The sequence below is a fragment of the Pseudomonas sp. TH21 genome (assembly GCF_016651025.1).
GTDB lineage: Bacteria > Pseudomonadota > Gammaproteobacteria > Pseudomonadales > Pseudomonadaceae > Aquipseudomonas > Aquipseudomonas aylmerensis.
In genome coordinates, this window is the sequence record NZ_JAEKEQ010000001.1 from 3,089,482 (window position 1) to 3,104,938 (window position 15,457).

Annotated in this window: 13 protein-coding genes; 8 read left to right on the forward strand and 5 right to left on the reverse strand. The window is 63.7% G+C overall.

Annotated elements, in window-relative coordinates; genetic code table 11:
- The 4 genes from JFU04_RS13500 to JFU04_RS13515 form a co-directional block, all read right to left on the reverse strand.
- The gene (locus JFU04_RS13500) at positions 1-951 is read right to left on the reverse strand and encodes an ABC transporter permease (protein WP_201144324.1); all 951 of its coding nucleotides are present in this window, start codon (positions 949-951) and stop codon (positions 1-3) included.
- Entirely contained in the window at positions 948-2,558 is a 1,611-nt protein-coding gene (locus tag JFU04_RS13505) for an ABC transporter substrate-binding protein (RefSeq protein ID WP_201146387.1), read from the reverse strand. Before JFU04_RS13505 ends, JFU04_RS13500 begins: the two co-directional genes overlap by 4 nt.
- Positions 2,559-2,620: 62 nt before the next feature.
- On the reverse strand, positions 2,621-5,053 hold the full coding sequence (locus JFU04_RS13510) for a TonB-dependent receptor plug domain-containing protein (protein WP_201144326.1): 2,433 nt from the start codon (positions 5,051-5,053) through the stop codon (positions 2,621-2,623).
- Positions 5,054-5,250: 197 nt separating this feature from the next.
- A complete protein-coding gene (locus JFU04_RS13515) occupies positions 5,251-6,030 on the reverse strand; it encodes a carboxymuconolactone decarboxylase family protein (RefSeq protein WP_201144328.1) in 780 nt (259 codons plus the stop codon).
- 163 nt (positions 6,031-6,193) lie between these two features.
- Between JFU04_RS13515 and JFU04_RS13520 the strand changes: the two genes are divergently transcribed.
- Positions 6,194-7,087: a LysR family transcriptional regulator gene (locus tag JFU04_RS13520; protein WP_201144330.1), complete on the forward strand. Its 894-nt coding sequence runs from the start codon at positions 6,194-6,196 to the stop codon at positions 7,085-7,087.
- Between the two features lie 106 nt (positions 7,088-7,193).
- The gene (locus JFU04_RS13525) at positions 7,194-8,204 is read left to right on the forward strand and encodes an aldo/keto reductase (protein WP_201144332.1); all 1,011 of its coding nucleotides are present in this window, start codon (positions 7,194-7,196) and stop codon (positions 8,202-8,204) included.
- Between the two features lie 11 nt (positions 8,205-8,215).
- Here the strand turns inward: JFU04_RS13525 and JFU04_RS13530 are convergent, their stop codons facing one another.
- Complete coding sequence (locus tag JFU04_RS13530) at positions 8,216-9,037, reverse strand: SDR family oxidoreductase (protein WP_201144334.1); 822 nt, start codon at positions 9,035-9,037, stop codon at positions 8,216-8,218.
- Positions 9,038-9,301: 264 nt separating this feature from the next.
- Between JFU04_RS13530 and JFU04_RS13535 the strand changes: the two genes are divergently transcribed.
- From JFU04_RS13535 to JFU04_RS13560, 6 genes are all read left to right on the forward strand, one after another.
- A complete protein-coding gene (locus tag JFU04_RS13535; RefSeq protein WP_201144336.1) occupies positions 9,302-10,249 on the forward strand; it encodes an AraC family transcriptional regulator in 948 nt (315 codons plus the stop codon).
- A gap of 107 nt (positions 10,250-10,356) precedes the next feature.
- The gene (locus JFU04_RS13540) at positions 10,357-11,730 is read left to right on the forward strand and encodes a Rieske 2Fe-2S domain-containing protein (RefSeq protein WP_065905065.1); all 1,374 of its coding nucleotides are present in this window, start codon (positions 10,357-10,359) and stop codon (positions 11,728-11,730) included.
- The gene (gene benB, locus JFU04_RS13545; RefSeq protein ID WP_065905066.1) at positions 11,730-12,218 is read left to right on the forward strand and encodes a benzoate 1,2-dioxygenase small subunit; all 489 of its coding nucleotides are present in this window, start codon (positions 11,730-11,732) and stop codon (positions 12,216-12,218) included. The genes JFU04_RS13540 and benB overlap by 1 nt, the downstream gene beginning before the upstream one ends.
- A 10-nt stretch (positions 12,219-12,228) precedes the next feature.
- A complete protein-coding gene (gene benC / locus JFU04_RS13550; protein WP_201144338.1) occupies positions 12,229-13,251 on the forward strand; it encodes a benzoate 1,2-dioxygenase electron transfer component BenC in 1,023 nt (340 codons plus the stop codon).
- 10 nt (positions 13,252-13,261) lie between these two features.
- Positions 13,262-14,023, forward strand: a complete 762-nt coding sequence (locus JFU04_RS13555; RefSeq protein ID WP_065905068.1) for a 1,6-dihydroxycyclohexa-2,4-diene-1-carboxylate dehydrogenase — start codon at positions 13,262-13,264, stop codon at positions 14,021-14,023.
- 69 nt (positions 14,024-14,092) lie between these two features.
- Positions 14,093-15,427 (forward strand): MFS transporter, encoded by a 1,335-nt coding sequence (locus JFU04_RS13560; RefSeq protein ID WP_065905069.1) that lies wholly within the window; start codon positions 14,093-14,095, stop codon positions 15,425-15,427.
- Positions 15,428-15,457 lie beyond the last annotated feature (30 nt).

Below are 15,457 nucleotides of genomic sequence, written 5' to 3' on the forward strand. Positions count from 1 at the left end.
CTACGACACCTTTGGCGTGTGGGAGATTCGCGGGTCAAGCCAGGGGTAGAGCAGGTCGACCAACAGGTTGACCAGTACAAACGCCGCCGCCGAGACAGCGACAATCGCCAGCACCACCGGAATGTCCTGGCGCAGCACGGCTTCCTGGGCCAGGCGGCCGATGCCTGAGCGCGCGAAGATGGTTTCCACCAGCACCGCACCGGACACCGTGTTGCCGACTTGCAGGCCGATCAGGGTGAGGATCGGCAGGGCGGCGTTCTTGAATCCGTGCCGTGCCTGCACCTGGCCACGGGTGAGGCCCTTGGCGTAGGCGGTGACGATGTACGACTGTTGCCACACCCCTTGGAAACTGCGCTGCAGCACCTGGGCGTACACCGCCGCACTCGGAATCGCCAGGGTGATCGCCGGCAGCACCAGGCTTTCAACGCCCCGGCTGCCGGTGGCGGGGAACCAGCCGAGGCCGAACGCGAACACTTGGATCAGCAGCAGGCCCATCCAGAACACCGGCACCGAGAAACCCAGGGACGGCAGGCGCGCCAGGGCTTTTTTCAACGGCTGCCAACGGATGTAGGCGGTCAGGTAGGCCAGGCCCACCCCGCCGATCAGCGACAGCACAATCGCCAGGCCGGCCAGGGACAACGTCTGCGGCAGGCGCTCGGCAAGCAACGCGGCTACCGGGCGGTTGAGCGAAAGGGATTGGCCGAAATCGCCGCGCAGCGCGCCCAGCAGCAGGTCGAAATATTGCTCGAACACGCCCTTGTCGAGCCCGTAGTAGGCGCGCGCCTTGGCCAGGTCCGCCACCGACAGCGAATCGGCTTCCATGCCCGAGGCACTGAGCATGATCGACAGGGTGTCACCCGGCAGCAGGTACAAAATGAAATAGGTGATGCTGTAGGCCCCCCACAGCACCAGCAGGGCCTGGCCGACGCGGCCGATCAGGTAGCGGCTCATGGCGTGCCGACCTCGATATCACCCAGCAGCGCGAAGCCCTCGGCGGTCCAGCGGAAGTTTTTCACCTTGGCCGAGGTCGCCGCTTGCCACACGCGCTCATACACCGGGAACGCCGAGCTTTGATCAATCAGCAGGTCCTGCAGGTCACCGTAGGCCGCGGCGCGCTGGGGGCCTTGGGTCGCGGTGATGCCGGCATCGAACAGGCCCTTGGCCTTTTCCAGGACTGCCGGTTCATAGGTGTTGGTGGCCACGGTCGAGCTGTTGGCGCTGCGCGGGTCGAGGATGGTTTGCAGGATGATCGGGTCGGCGCGGGTCATGTAGTTGATCGTCAGGTCATAGTTGCCTGCGGAGTTGTTGGCGACCCATTCGGCGCGGGTGACCACGCTGAGTTTCAACTCGATGCCGACCTTGCGCAGTTGATCCTGGATCAGCACGTCACCGGCGGTTTCGGCCGGGCTGATGTTGTAGCTCAGGGTCAGGCGCTTGCCGTTTTTCTGCCGGTAGCCATCGGCGCCTTTGGCCCAGCCGGCCTGGTCCAGCAGTTGCTCGGCGCCCTGCGGGTCGTAGGCCAGCTTGTTGCCCTGGCTTTTGAAGTAGGGCGTGGTCACATCGAAGATGCCGTCGACCACCGGGAATTCGGCGTTGTAGACCGTGCTCGCGTAGCTCTTGCGGTCCAGGGACTTCTGCACGGCCAGGCGCACGTGCTGGTCCGCGAGGATGCGTTCGCCACGGGTGTTGGGGTACAGGTTCAGTGCCGGGCCCGGCAGCGAACGGCTCTGGATGGTCGCGCCCTTGGACTGGAACAGCTTCAGGTCGACTTCCGAGAACGGATTACGCGGCCACAGAATATCGGCCTTGCCCTGCAGGAACAGGCCGTTGCGCACGCTCTCTTCGGGGATGTAGCTGATGTCCACGGTCTCCAGGTGCGCCTCGCCGGGGTTTTTCATATTGGCGGACGGCCACGCGTAGCCCTTGCGTTTGGTCAGGTGCGCGCCGACTTCCGGCGTGTAGCTGGCGAGCACGAACGGCCCGGTGCCGATGATTTTGCCCAGGGAGCGCTCCTTGGCCGTCAGCGCGTAGGAGGCGGGCGCGAGGATCGCCAGGTTAGTGGTGGACGTCGCTTGCAGGAACCCTGCGTTGGGCTTGGCGAGCACCAGCTTGACGGTGAAGTCGTCGACCACTTCGGCGTGATCGAACCCGGCGAGGTAGGTGGCGCCGAAGGTGGCCGGCAGCTCGGTGGCCAGCGCCTTGTCGCTGTCGAATGCGGTTTTCACCGCCTTGGCATCGAAGCGCTCGCCGTTGCTGAAGGTCACGTCATTGCGCAGGTGGAAGGTGTAGGTCAGCGCGTCGTCACTGATCTCCCAGCTTTTGGCCAGCCAGGGAATGATCTTGCCGGTTTCCGGATCCTGGTCGGTGAGGGACTCGGCGACATTGCGCAGCAGCACGCGGTGTTCCAGCCAGTAGACCTGGAATGGATCGACGCTGACCAGGGTGGTGTTATCGCCGAAGAACGCAATGTTCAGGGTTTTGCCCGCCTGGGTGTCATTCCCGGGCGAGCAGGCGGCGAGGCTCAGCGCCAGGACGCACGGGGCCAGCAGACGGCTCATCAAGTTGGAGGTATTCAATGGGTTGCCCTCATGTGGCGATGCGTGTGCATGCAAGGTGTGGATCAGAAGTCGTAGGCGAGCTTGGTGTACCAGTAGCCACCGCCGGGGTAGAACGGCGGGTTGCCGTAGGGCGCCAGGCCCAGGTTGCTGTAGACGGCATGCTTGTCCGGGCGCACGTCGAAGATATTGGTGCCGCCGATGCTGACGGTGACGCTGTCGACGAAGGTGTAGCTGACGTCGAGGTCGGTGATCCATTTGGCGCCGAAGCTGCGGTCGCCGGTGGGGTTGACTGCCAGGGTCTTGACCGCGCCATAGCGGGCGGTTTGCAGGTTGACCGCGAGGTCGTCGACCTTCCAGTTGGCGCCCAGGATCCACTTGGTCTTGGGCGTGGCATCGGTGAGGTCGCCCTGGCGATCACGGCCGACCAGGGTCACGCCGGAATTGGCCAGCGCCGCCGGCGTGTCCGGGGTGCCTTCGATGGTGGTCTTGTTCCAGTTGAAGCCCAGGCTCCAGCGCACGTCGCCCCAGGCATCCAGCGGCGTGGTGTGGTCAGCCACCACATCCAGGCCTTTGGTGCGGGTATCGAACGCGTTGGTGTAGTAGTTGACCCAGGTGCCGGTGGGCACACCTTGTGCGGCGAGGATCGCGTTGATCGCGCCGTTGCCACGGTCGTAGATGTTGCTGGTCAGTGCGATGCGGTCATCGATGTCGATCAGGTAGGCGTCGGCGGTAATGCTGGTGCGCGGCGCCGGTTGCCAGGTCAGGCCGAGGCCGAGGTTGCGCGATTTTTCCGGCTTGAGATCATCGCCCCCCAGCGCCTTGGCCAGGTTGCTGCCGGACGGTGTCAGGCGCGTCACGGCGGGCACCACGTTGCCGTTCACATCGGTCGCCACGCGGTTGTCGGCCACGGTATAGCCGATCTGCGTCAGCGACGGCGCGCGGAAACCGGTGCCAACCGTGCCGCGTACCGCCACGGTGTCGGTCAGTTCGTAGCGTGAGTTGACCTTCAGGCCGAAGGTGTTGCCCGAGTCATCGTCGTAGTGCTCGACCCGACCGGCGAGGTCGAGGAACCAGCGCTCGGTCAGGTCAAAACCCAGGTCCAGGTAGCCGGCGTAGTTGTTGCGGATCAGGCTGACTTCATCTTCAGGACGGATCGTCACCGCCGCCTGCGCGCCAGAGGCCGCCGGGTAAGTCCCGGTGATGTAGGCTTCGCGGTCGCCGGCAAAGGTACTGAAATGCTCCCAGCGGTGTTCCAGGCCGGCCGAGACTTGCACCGGCGACGTCAGGTTGAACAGGCTGTCATAGCGGCGCGTGAAGTCGAGGTTGTTGACCCATTGCTCGAAGCGGAAGGTGGCAAGGTTGTCGAATTTGGTCGGCGAGGCGGTGCCCAGCGACGGGTTGATATTGAGGTCGCTGGAATGGTGGACGTTGTTGCGCCCGTAGGTGGTGCTCAGGTCCCAGTTCCAGTCGGCCACCTGGCCCTTGCCGCCGAACAGCAGCTGGTAGTCACGGTCCTTGATGTTGTTGAGTGGGAAATAACCGTCGGGGAACACCTCGGGCACGGCGGCCGTGCCGGTTGGCAGGCGGAAATAGTTGGCAGCCTCGGCATCGCGCTCGCCGTAGGTGGAGAACGAATACAGGGTCAGGTCTTCGAGTGGCAACTCGGCGTTGTAGGCGAGGTTGAAGGCCTTGAGATCGGGGTCGCCGTTCTTGATCGCCACGCGATCCCACGCCGCTTCTTTTGCCGGGTCGGCAAATGCGCGCACGCTGTTGTCGGCCTTGTCGTTCCATGAGGCTTCACCGCGTTTGCGCGCATCTGCCGAGAAGTGGAAAAACCCGCCATCACCAAGCTTGAAGCCTTGGTCGCCGGCGACCTTGATAGTTTCGCCCTTGCCCGAATACAGCTGCCCGTAACTGGTTTCCAGGTGCCCACCGTTGTTGGTGGACTTGAGGATGATATTGATCACGCCGGCTACCGCGTCCGAGCCGTACTGCGCGGCAGCGCTGTCTTTGAGGACCTCGATATGGTCCACCGCGCTGACCGGGATCAGGTCGATGTCCACCGCATTCGCGCCGCTGTTGTCGATCGAACCGCGCTGGCCGGTGGCACCGTTGTGCCGACGTTTGCCGTTGACCAGCACCAGCGTGTAGGCCGGGCCGAGGCTGCGGTTGCTCAGGGGTCGCGTCACCGAGTTGTAGCCGGCGATATTGGTGCCGAAGTTGAACGACGGCAGCAGCTTGGCGATGGCCTCGGACAACTCGGCGCGGCCGGTCTTGAGCAACTGCTCGCTGTTGATCACATCAATCGGCGCCGGGCTGTCGGCCACGGTGCGCTCCTGGCCGCGCAGGCCGGTGGAGATCACCGTGACGGTGCCGAGCTTGGCATCCTCCTTGGTGGTGTCGGCGAAGGAGGGCGCGGTGGCCAGCAGCAGGGAGCTGGTCACCAATGACCAATGGAATTTTTTCAGCGGTTTAGGGAATTGAATATCTGGCATATCGAGAAGGATCCATTCAGCCTGCGGGAGGCTCCTGGTGGTCGGGGTACGTCCTCCGCCAGGCATGGGGTCGGTCTGTGATACGAAGATATTCCTATAAAAAACCTGAGTGAAAGTCTTTTTTGGAATAAGCTAATTATTAGACATTGTTATCTTATGAATTAATAAGATCATCTATTTTTATTATGTCGTGTGCATCAACCTTGCCCGCGGGCGGCGAAGACCTCCTTGAGCACCGGCACCGCCGACATCGCCTTCGGCCAGCCCACGTAGAACGCCAGGTGCGTCACCCCCTCGGCGACCTGGGCCTGGCTCAGGCCGTTGTCCAGCGCGCGGTTGAGGTGGAAGGGCAGTTGCGCCGCCTGGCCCTGGGCGATCAACGCGGCGACGGTGACCAGGCTGCGGTCGCGGGCGCTGAGAGTGCTTTGGCGCCACAGGTCCGCGAACAACACTTCATTGGTGTAGCGCGCGAGCTGCGGGGCCACACCGCCGACACCGGCGTCGACAGCGGCGCGGCGCTTGGCTTCACTGTCGGGGTCCAGCGTCAGCACGGCGCCTGCCGGCGGCGAGATCTGCTCGTCCGGGATGTTTCGTTCGATGAACACCTGCTTGGCGACTGCGGCAGCGGACATCGCGTTCGGCCAGCCTGAATAGAACGCCAGGTGCGTGATCAGCGCGCTGATCTCGCTGGGGGTGAGGCCATTGTCGAGGCCCAGCTTGAGGTGGTCCGCGAGTGCCGGCACCTGCCCGTTGGCGATCAGTGCCGACACGGTGATCAGGCTGCGATCACGCGGGGCCAGCTCGGTACGTTTCCACACCTCACCGAATAACAGCTCGGTGGTGTAGGCATACAGTTGCGGCGTGACTTCCAGCACCGCAGAGGAGGGCTTTGGGTCCGGACGCGGCTGGGCTTGATCGGCATCTACGACAGCCGCGTAGAGCAGGGTGGCGAAGGTGGTGGCGGTCAACAGTTTCATCGGGCGCTCCTTAAGCAGGTGAGCCCCATGGTAGGCAGCTGGCTGGCATTGATTAAGCCGCATAACCGGCATGCGCTTATGAGTCCGGCTCATCAATTCATCGCGAGGTCGGATTGATCTGCGATACGCTGCACCGTCATCACCCTATGAATGAGGTTCATCAATGGCACGCGAAGGCTACGGCGACCTGTTGGCTTTTGTGGCGGTCGCGCGTGAACGCAGCTTCACCCGTGCGGCCGCTCAGCTGGGCGTTTCGCAATCAGCCCTGAGTCATACCGTGCGGGCGCTCGAAGCCCGACTGGGCGTGCGCCTGCTGACGCGAACGACCCGCAGCGTGGCGCCGACCGAGGCCGGCGAGCAGCTGTACAACAAGCTGGCGCCACGCTTTGACGAGATCGAGTCGGACCTGGCCGAAGTCCTCGAACTGCGCGATTCGCCGCGCGGCACGGTGCGTATCTCGGCCACCGACTACGCAGCGAATGCGCTGCTGTGGCCGCGCCTGTCAGCGTTCATGCCGCGCTATCCCGACATCAAGGTCGAAATCATCACCGACTATGGCCTGACCGATATCGTCGCCGAGCGCTATGACATTGGCGTGCGCCTGGGCAACCAGGTGGCCCAGGACATGATCGCCGTGCGTATCGGCCCCGACCTGCGCATGGCCATGGTCGCGTCGCCGGCCTACCTGCAAGCCCACCCGGCGCCGCAGGCCCCGGACGAGCTGGCCGCGCACAACTGCATCAACCTGCGCCTGCCGACCCACGGCGGCTGCTATGCATGGGAGTTGGCCAACGGCGACCGCGAAGTGCAAGTGCGGGTGCAGGGCCAACTGACGTTCAACGGCACCTACCCGATGCTGGCGGCGGCGCTGGACGGCTGCGGCGTGGCGTACCTGCCCGAAGACCTGGCCAAAGAGCACGTGGTGGCGGGTCGCCTGTGCTGGGTGCTTGAAGAATGGTTTCCGACTTTTCCCGGCCTGCACATCTACTACCCGAGTCGACGCCAATCTTCGCGGGCGTTGAGCCTGGTGGTGGAGGCGCTGCGCTATAACACTTGATCACTCATGAGACAGGCTCATGGCCGTATCCTTCTTTAGCGCCTTAATCATCAATGCGCATTGGCCTAGGATCCGTCTACGTTTCCAACGCCGTTGAGGGTGAGCCATGAATTACCGTTACCTGGGCCGCAGTGCCTTGAAAGTGTCGCCCCTGTGCCTGGGGGCCATGATGTTCGGCGGCGAGGCCGATGAAGCCAGCGCCAAACGCATCATCGACAAAGCCGGCGCCGCTGGCGTCAACTTTATCGATACCGCCGATGCCTATCACGCCGGGCGCTCCGAAGCCGTGGTCGGCCGCGCCATTGCCGCCCAGCGTGACCAATGGGTGGTGGCAACCAAGTTCGGTTATCCGGCGTCGGCCGAGGCCGGCCCGAACCAGCAGGGCCAGTCGCGCAAGTGGATCATGCAGGCGGTCGACGCCAGCCTAAAACGCCTGGGCAGCGACTACATCGACATCGTGTATTTCCACCGGACCTTGAGCGATGCGCCACTGGAAGAGGGCCTGCGCGCCATCGACGACCTGATTCGCCAAGGCAAGATCCGCTATTACGGGGTGTCGAATTTTCACGGCTGGAAAATCGCCGAGATGGTGCGCATTGCCGACGCGCTGGGCATCCAGCGCCCGACCGTCAGCCAGCCGCTGTACAACATCGTCAACCGCGTCGCCGAGGTCGAGCAGTTGCCGGTGGCGGGCCACTACGGTATTGGCGTCGTGCCCTACAGCCCGCTGGCCCGTGGCGTGCTCAGTGGCAAATACGCGGTGGACGCGCCGCCACCGGCGGACACCCGCGCCGGGCGCGGTGACAAACGGATCCAGCAGACCGAATGGCGCCCCGAGTCGTTGAAGATCGCCAAGGCCATTGCCGAGCATGCGGCAGCGCGGGGTACCACTTCCGTGGCGTTCTCGATTGCCTGGGTCTTGAAGAACCGCTTGATCAGCGCGGCGATCGCCGGCCCGCGCACCGAAGCGCAGTGGGACAGCTACCTGGAGGCGCTGGGCCTGGAACTGGGGCCAGAGGACGAAGCGCTGGTCGACAGCCTGGTCGTGCCCGGCCATGCCTCGACCCATGGCTTTACTGACCCGGGTTACCCGGTGGAAGGGCGCAAGGTCAGCTAGACCGCGCGGTATCACTGGTCATCGCCGTACCAGTAGTGCGCGGTGACACCGCCGTCCATCAGGAAGTCGCTGCCCGTGATGAAGGTGCCTTCCGGGCCCATCAACAAGGCCGCGACGGCCGCGACTTCATCGGGTGTTCCGCCGCGCTTGGCGGCGCTGGATTCGATCATGCGACGGTAACCATCCCCGCGTGGGCCGTTCAGCTCATCGCGGGCCAACGGCGTGAAGATAATGCCCGGGCTGATCGTGTTCACACGCGCACCGCGCTTGCCCCAGCGCACGGCCTGCGCTGCGACGCGCAGCGCGTTGCCACGCTTGGACAGCTGGTAGGCGTGCAGCGAGTCGGTCACTTGCGCAGGCTGCAACATCGGCAGGGCCAGCAACGCTTCCGTCGCGGTCAGCGCCAACGCCTTGTTCTGCTCGGCACTCAGCGCGGGCAGACGGTGCCCGGACTGCGAGGCGATGACGATGGCCGAACCGCCCTTGGCAATCACTTCGCCAAACAGCTCCAGCACCAGCGCCGTGCCGTACAGGTCGACCCGCAGGATGGTCGCCGGCGATGCCTGGGACGGTGACACACCGGCGGCATGGATCACCTTGGTGATCTCGCCAAGGCCGGCAGCCAGTGCGACGAGCGCTACGACCGACTCTCGCGACGCGACATCCACCTGGGCGGTGGTCACCTCGAAACCGGCATCACTCAAGACTTTTGCTGCCGCCTCGGCGGTGTCCTGGCGCAGGTCGGCAAGCACGACGTGCTGGCCGGCACTGACGCGCCGCGCGATGGCCTGGCCGATCGAGCCGGCGCCTATGACTACGGTGACTTCCTTCATGGGATTTCCTCAAAGCGGGGGTGCCCACTTTAGAGGCAGCAGCACCTGATGATTAGTCGTGCAAAACCGCGAGGTCTCATGAGCTGATCTCATGAGTCGGCTAATAGGTATCAAGACGTTTCGCCGCCCGTGCGCCGGTGCGCGGGCTTATGCGTGTTATCCCTCGACCATACCTGCAGGGTATTCATTCAGACCTTATCCATATTGGACGGTCGCAACACCAGGCGTCAGCCTGAGGCCAATAACTATAAAAGAGGCGCAACCATGACCGTGCTATTGAGTGAGCGCAGCCAGATTTTCCAGGGTGCCGACGCCTATGCGGTGTCGGACTACGTCAACCAGCATGTCGGCAGCCACTGCATTCGCCTGCCCCCCAAGGGCCGGCCGCAGGCGAGCATCAGCCACCGCACTTTTTCCAGCCTGGACCTGTGCCGCATCAGTTACGGCGCGCCGGTGCGGGTCACGTCGGTGGCGCTGGAAACCATCTACCACTTGCAGATCCTGCTGAGCGGGCATTGCCGCTCGCATTCGCGAGGCGTGGAGCATGTGTTCGGACCTGGCGAGATCCTGCTGATCAACCCGGATGATCCGGTGGACCTGACGTATTCCGCCGACTGCGAAAAATTCATCATCAAATTACCCGTACGCCTGCTCGAAAACGCTTGCCTGGAGCAGCAATGGGCGCTGCCGCAGCCGGGTATCCGCTTTGCGACCGCGCGCCATGCACTCAGCGAAATGGGCGGGTTCCTGCCGTTGCTGGGGCTGATCTGCCACGAGGCGGAAAACGCTGCCGAACCGCATATGCAGAGCCTGTACGAGCGCATCGTGGCGACCAAGTTGCTGGCCCTGCTGGGCAGCAATGTGCTGCGGGTGATCCCCCAGCCTGCATACGGTGGCGGCTTCGAAGCGGTGCGTGAGTTTGTCGAACAGCACCTCACCGACGACATCAGCCTCGAACAACTGATGGCAGTGGCCAAGGTCAGCGAGCGCTCGCTGTACAGCCTGTTCGAGCGCCAGGTCGGCCTGTCCCCGCGTGACTACGTACGGCGGCGCAAGCTTGAACGGGTGCATGCCCGCCTGCAGCTGAGCAGCACGCGCAGCGTGACCGAGGTGGCGCTGGACCACGGTTTCACGCACCTGGGACGGTTCTCCGAGGCCTATCGCCAACGCTTTGGCGAGTTGCCCTCGCAGACCTGGAAGCGCCACCGCTGAGCTTCGTGCGCTCGGCGGATAGTGATCTGCAGAAAAGGGATATTGGACAACATGTCGGACACGTACGGTGAGGGCGCCTGATACAAGAACAACGGAGGGCTTGCCCCATGACCAGTACACTCGACCGACTCGCCCGACAACTGCGCGAGTCCGTGCAGGAAGATCCCGCCAACGGCGTGTTCCGCTGCCGCCGCGACATTTTTACCGACCCTGACCTGTTCGCCCTGGAGATGAAGCACATCTTCGAAGGCGGTTGGCTCTACCTGGCCCATGAGAGCCAGGTGCCCGAGATCAACGACTATTTCACCACCTGGATCGGGCGTCAGCCGGTGGTCATCACCCGTGACAAGCACGGCAGCCTGCATGGCCTGGTCAACGCCTGTGCGCATCGCGGCGCCATGTTGTGCCGGCGCAAGCAAGGCAACAAGGGCTCGTTCACGTGCCCGTTCCACGGCTGGACATTCAGCAATGCGGGCAAGCTGCTCAAGGTCAAGGACGCCAAGACCGGGGCCTACCCCGACAGCTTTGACTGTGACGGCTCGCATGACCTCAAGCGCCTGGCGCGGTTTGAAAACTATCGCGGCTTTCTGTTCGGCAGCCTCGGCGAGGACGTGCCTGAACTGAGCGACTACCTCGGCGAAACCCGCGTGATCATCGACCAGATGGTCGACCAGGCGCCCTTGGGCCTGGAGGTGCTGCGCGGCAGCTCGACGTATGTCTATGACGGCAACTGGAAGCTGCAGATCGAGAACGGCGCCGACGGTTACCACGTCAGCTCGGTGCACTGGAATTACTCGGCGACCATGGGCCGGCGCAACTATGAGGCCGAGGGCACGCGCACCGTCGACGCCAATGGCTGGTCGAAAAGCCTTGGCGGCGTCTACGCCTTCGATCACGGGCATATCCTGCTGTGGACACGCCTGCTCAACCCGGACGTGCGCCCGGTGCATGCCCATCGCGAGGCGCTGGCCGAGCGCCTCGGCCAGGCGCGTGCCGACTTTATCGTCGACCAGACCCGCAACCTGTGCCTCTACCCGAATGTGTACCTGATGGATCAGTTCTCGACGCAGATCCGGGTGGTGCGGCCGCTCGCGGTGGACAAGACCGAAGTGACGATTTATTGCATGGCGCCCATCGGCGAAAGTGCCCAGGAGCGCGCCACGCGTATCCGCCAGTACGAAGATTTCTTCAACGTCAGCGGCATGGGCACACCGGACGACCTGGAGGAATTCCGCGCCTGCCAGACCGGCTACCAAGGCGCGAGCACCTTGTGGAACGACCTCAGCCGTGGCGCCAAGCAATGGGTCGAAGGCGCTGATGAAAACGCCAGGGCCATGGGCATGCACCCGCAACTCAGCGGGGTCAAAACCGAAGACGAAGGGCTGTTCGTGCGCCAGCACGCGCATTGGGCCGCGAGCCTGCAGCGCGCGATCGAACGTGAGCAGCAAGGCCTGATTGCCAGCGACCGGGAGGCGGTGTGATGAGCCTGTCCCGTGACCGCCTGCTCGACTTTCTCTACCGCGAAGCGCGCTTGCTCGATGACCGTCAGTGGGATGAATGGCTGGCATGCTATTCACCCAAGGCGGAGTTCTGGATGCCGGCCTGGGACGACCACGACACCCTCGTCGAAGACCCGCAGCGCGAGATCTCGCTGATCTACTACCCCAGCCGTGACGGCCTCGAAGACCGCATCTTCCGGATCAAGACCGAGCGCTCCAGCGCCAGTACACCGGAACCGCGCACCGTGCACCTGCTCAGCAACCTCGAAGTGCTGGCCGACGACGGCGCGCAGGTCGAACTGCGCTTCAACTGGCACACCCTCAGCCATCGCTACAAGACCACCGACAGTTACTTCGGCACCTCGTTCTACCACCTCGATACCCGCGCCGAGCAGCCGTTGATCACACGCAAAAAAGTCGTGCTGAAAAACGATTACATCCACCAGGTCATCGACATCTACCACATCTGAGGACACCGCCATGACGTATGCCATTGCCCTGAACTTCGAAGATGGGGTCACGCGTTTCATCGACTGCAAGGCGGGTGAGAAGGTGCTCGATGCTGCCTTCCGCCAACGCATCAACCTGCCCATGGACTGCTCGGACGGCGTGTGCGGCACCTGTAAATGCCACTGCGAAACCGGCGCCTATGACTTGGGCGACGACTACATCGACGACGCCCTGAGCGAAGACGAGGCGCAGCAGCGCCAGGTGCTGACTTGCCAGATGGTGCCGCAGTCCGATTGCGTGATTGCCGTGCCGCTGCCGTCCAGCGCCTGCAAGACCGGCACCACCGCATTTGCCGCGACGCTGACCGGCATTACCCGCCACGCCGATGCGGCGCTGGAGGTGCGTTTCGAACTGGATCAGGCCCCGGTGTTCCTGCCCGGCCAGTACGTGAACATCGGCGTGCCCGACAGCGGCCAGACGCGTGCGTATTCGTTCAGCAGCCGCCCCGGTGAGACCGGCGCGAGTTTTCTGATCAAGCACGTGCCGGGCGGATTGATGAGCGGCTGGCTGCAGCGCGCGCAACCGGGCGACAGCGTGACCATGACCGGCCCGCTGGGCAGTTTCTACCTGCGCGAAGTGGCGCGGCCGTTGCTGTTGCTGGCCGGCGGCACCGGCCTGGCGCCGTTCCTGTCGATGCTCGAAGTGCTAGCGCAGCGCCAGGAAACCCGCCCGATCACACTGATCTACGGGGTCACACGCGACCAGGATCTTGTCATGGTCGAGGCACTGCAGGCGTTTGCCGCACGGCTGCCGAGCTTCAACTTCGTCACCTGCGTGGCCGACCCGCAGACCGCGCATCCACGCCAGGGCTATGTCACCCAGCACATGGCCAGCGAAGTACTCAACGACGGTGATGTCGACGTGTACCTGTGCGGGCCGCCGCCGATGGTTGATGCCGTGCGCCAGCACTTCAAGACGCAGGGGGTGAACCCTGCGAGCTTCCACTACGAAAAATTCACCCCCAACGTCAGCGCCAGCTGCGATGCCGCCTGAGGACATACGCATGACTTCACGTTTCACTGACAAAGTCGCGCTGGTCACCGGCGCGGCCCAGGGTATCGGCCGCCGTGTTGCCGAGCGGTTGCTGGAGGAGGGCGCCTGGCTGGTGGCGGTGGATCGCTCGGAACTCGTGCATGAGTTGCAGCATGAGCGCGCGCTGTTGCTCACCGCCGACCTCGAACAGCACGCCGAATGCGCGCGGGTGATGGCCGCCGCCAAGGCGCGGTTCGGGCGCCTCGACATTCTGGTCAACAACGTCGGCGGGACCATCTGGGCCAAGCCGTTCGAGCACTACGCCGAGAGCGAAATCGAAGCCGAAGTGCGCCGTTCATTGTTCCCGACGTTGTGGTGCTGCCATTGCGTGCTGCCCTACATGTTGGCGCAGGGCAGCGGCGCCATCGTCAATGTGTCTTCGGTGGCCACCCGTGGGCTCAATCGCGTGCCGTACGGCGCGGCCAAGGGCGGGGTGAATGCACTGACTGCCTGCCTGGCCCTGGAAACCGCCGGCAGCGGCATCCGCGTCAATGCCACCGCGCCCGGCGGCACCGAGGCGCCGCCACGGCGTATCCCGCGCAACAGCCAGCCACAGAGCGAGCAGGAACGCCTGTGGTATCAGCAGATCGTCGACCAGACCCTCGACAGCAGCCCGATGAAGCGCTACGGCAGCATCGACGAACAGGCCGGCGCGATTCTGTTCCTGGCCTCCGACGAGGCGTCCTACATCACAGGCGTAACCCTGCCGGTAGGGGGTGGCGACCTCGGCTGACTGCCCGCTTTCACCTGCGTGTTCCACCTGCAGACATTGACTCACAACAACAATAAAGAGAGCACTGCCATGCGTACCCATGATGTCCATTCGATAATTGATAATGCCCCGTTCAACCGCTTTCACTGGCTGATCGTGAGCCTGTGTGCGGTGCTGTTGATCTTTGACGGCTATGACCTGTTTATCTACGGTGTGGTCCTGCCGTCGATCATGCGTGAGTGGGGGCTCACCCCCTTGCAGGCCGGCGCCCTGGGCAGCTATGCGCTGTTCGGCATGATGTTCGGCGCGTTGATCTTCGGCACCCTGGCGGACCGCTTCGGCCGCAAGAAAGGCATCGTGTTCTGCTTTGCGTTGTTCAGCATCGCCACCGTGATCAACGGCTTCGCCAGCAGCCCGACCGAGTTCGGGATCTGCCGGTTTATCGCCGGGCTCGGTTGTGGCGGGCTGATGCCGAATGCCGCCGCGCTGATCAACGAATATGCACCGAAAAAAGTCCGCAGTACCTTGATGGCCTTCATGTTCAGCGGCTACTCCTTGGGCGGCATGCTCGCGGCGAGCGTGGGGATTTTCATGCTGCCGGCCTATGGCTGGTCGTCGATGTTTTTTGTCGCGGTCATCCCGCTGCTGTTGCTGCCATTGGTGGTGTACTGGTTGCCTGAGTCGATTGGTTTCCTGATCCGCCAGGGCCGCACGGACCAGGCACGGGCACTGCTCGCGCGGCTGTCGCCGGGCACGCCGATCAATGCCGACGACGAGTTGGTCATCGCGGACATCAAGGGTAAGGGCGCCTCGGTGGTGGAGTTGTTCCGCCACGGCCTGGCGGTGCGCACGGCAATGATCTGGACCGCGTTTTTCTGCTGCCTGCTGATGGTCTATGCATTGAGTTCATGGCTGCCCAAACTGATGGCCGGCGCCGGCTACAGCCTCGGGTCGAGCCTGTCGTTCCTGGTGGCGCTGAACCTGGGCGGCATGGCGGGCGCGTTGATCGGCGGGCGCCTGGGTGATCGCCTCAATCTGGTGACCGTGACCATCGGCTTCTTTATCGCCGGGGTGTTCTCGATCAGCCTGCTGGGCATCAACAGCCCGATGCCGGTGCTCTACCTGCTGATCTTCATCGCGGGCGCGACCACCATCGGCACGCAAATCCTGCTGTATGCCGGGGCGGCGCAATTGTATGGCTTGTCTATCCGCGCGACCGGCCTGGGCTGGGCGTCCGGCATTGGCCGCAACGGTGCCATCGTCGGCCCGCTGCTGGGCGGTGCGCTGATGGCGATTGAACTGCCGCTGCAGCTGAACTTCATGGCCTTTGCGATTCCCGGTGCCATCGCCGCATTGGCGATGACCGTGTTTGCCCTGAATGAGCGGCGCACCCGTGTCGTCTTGCCGACCGCCCAGGCGCTGTGACCTGCCGAACCGTCGATAACAACAATAACG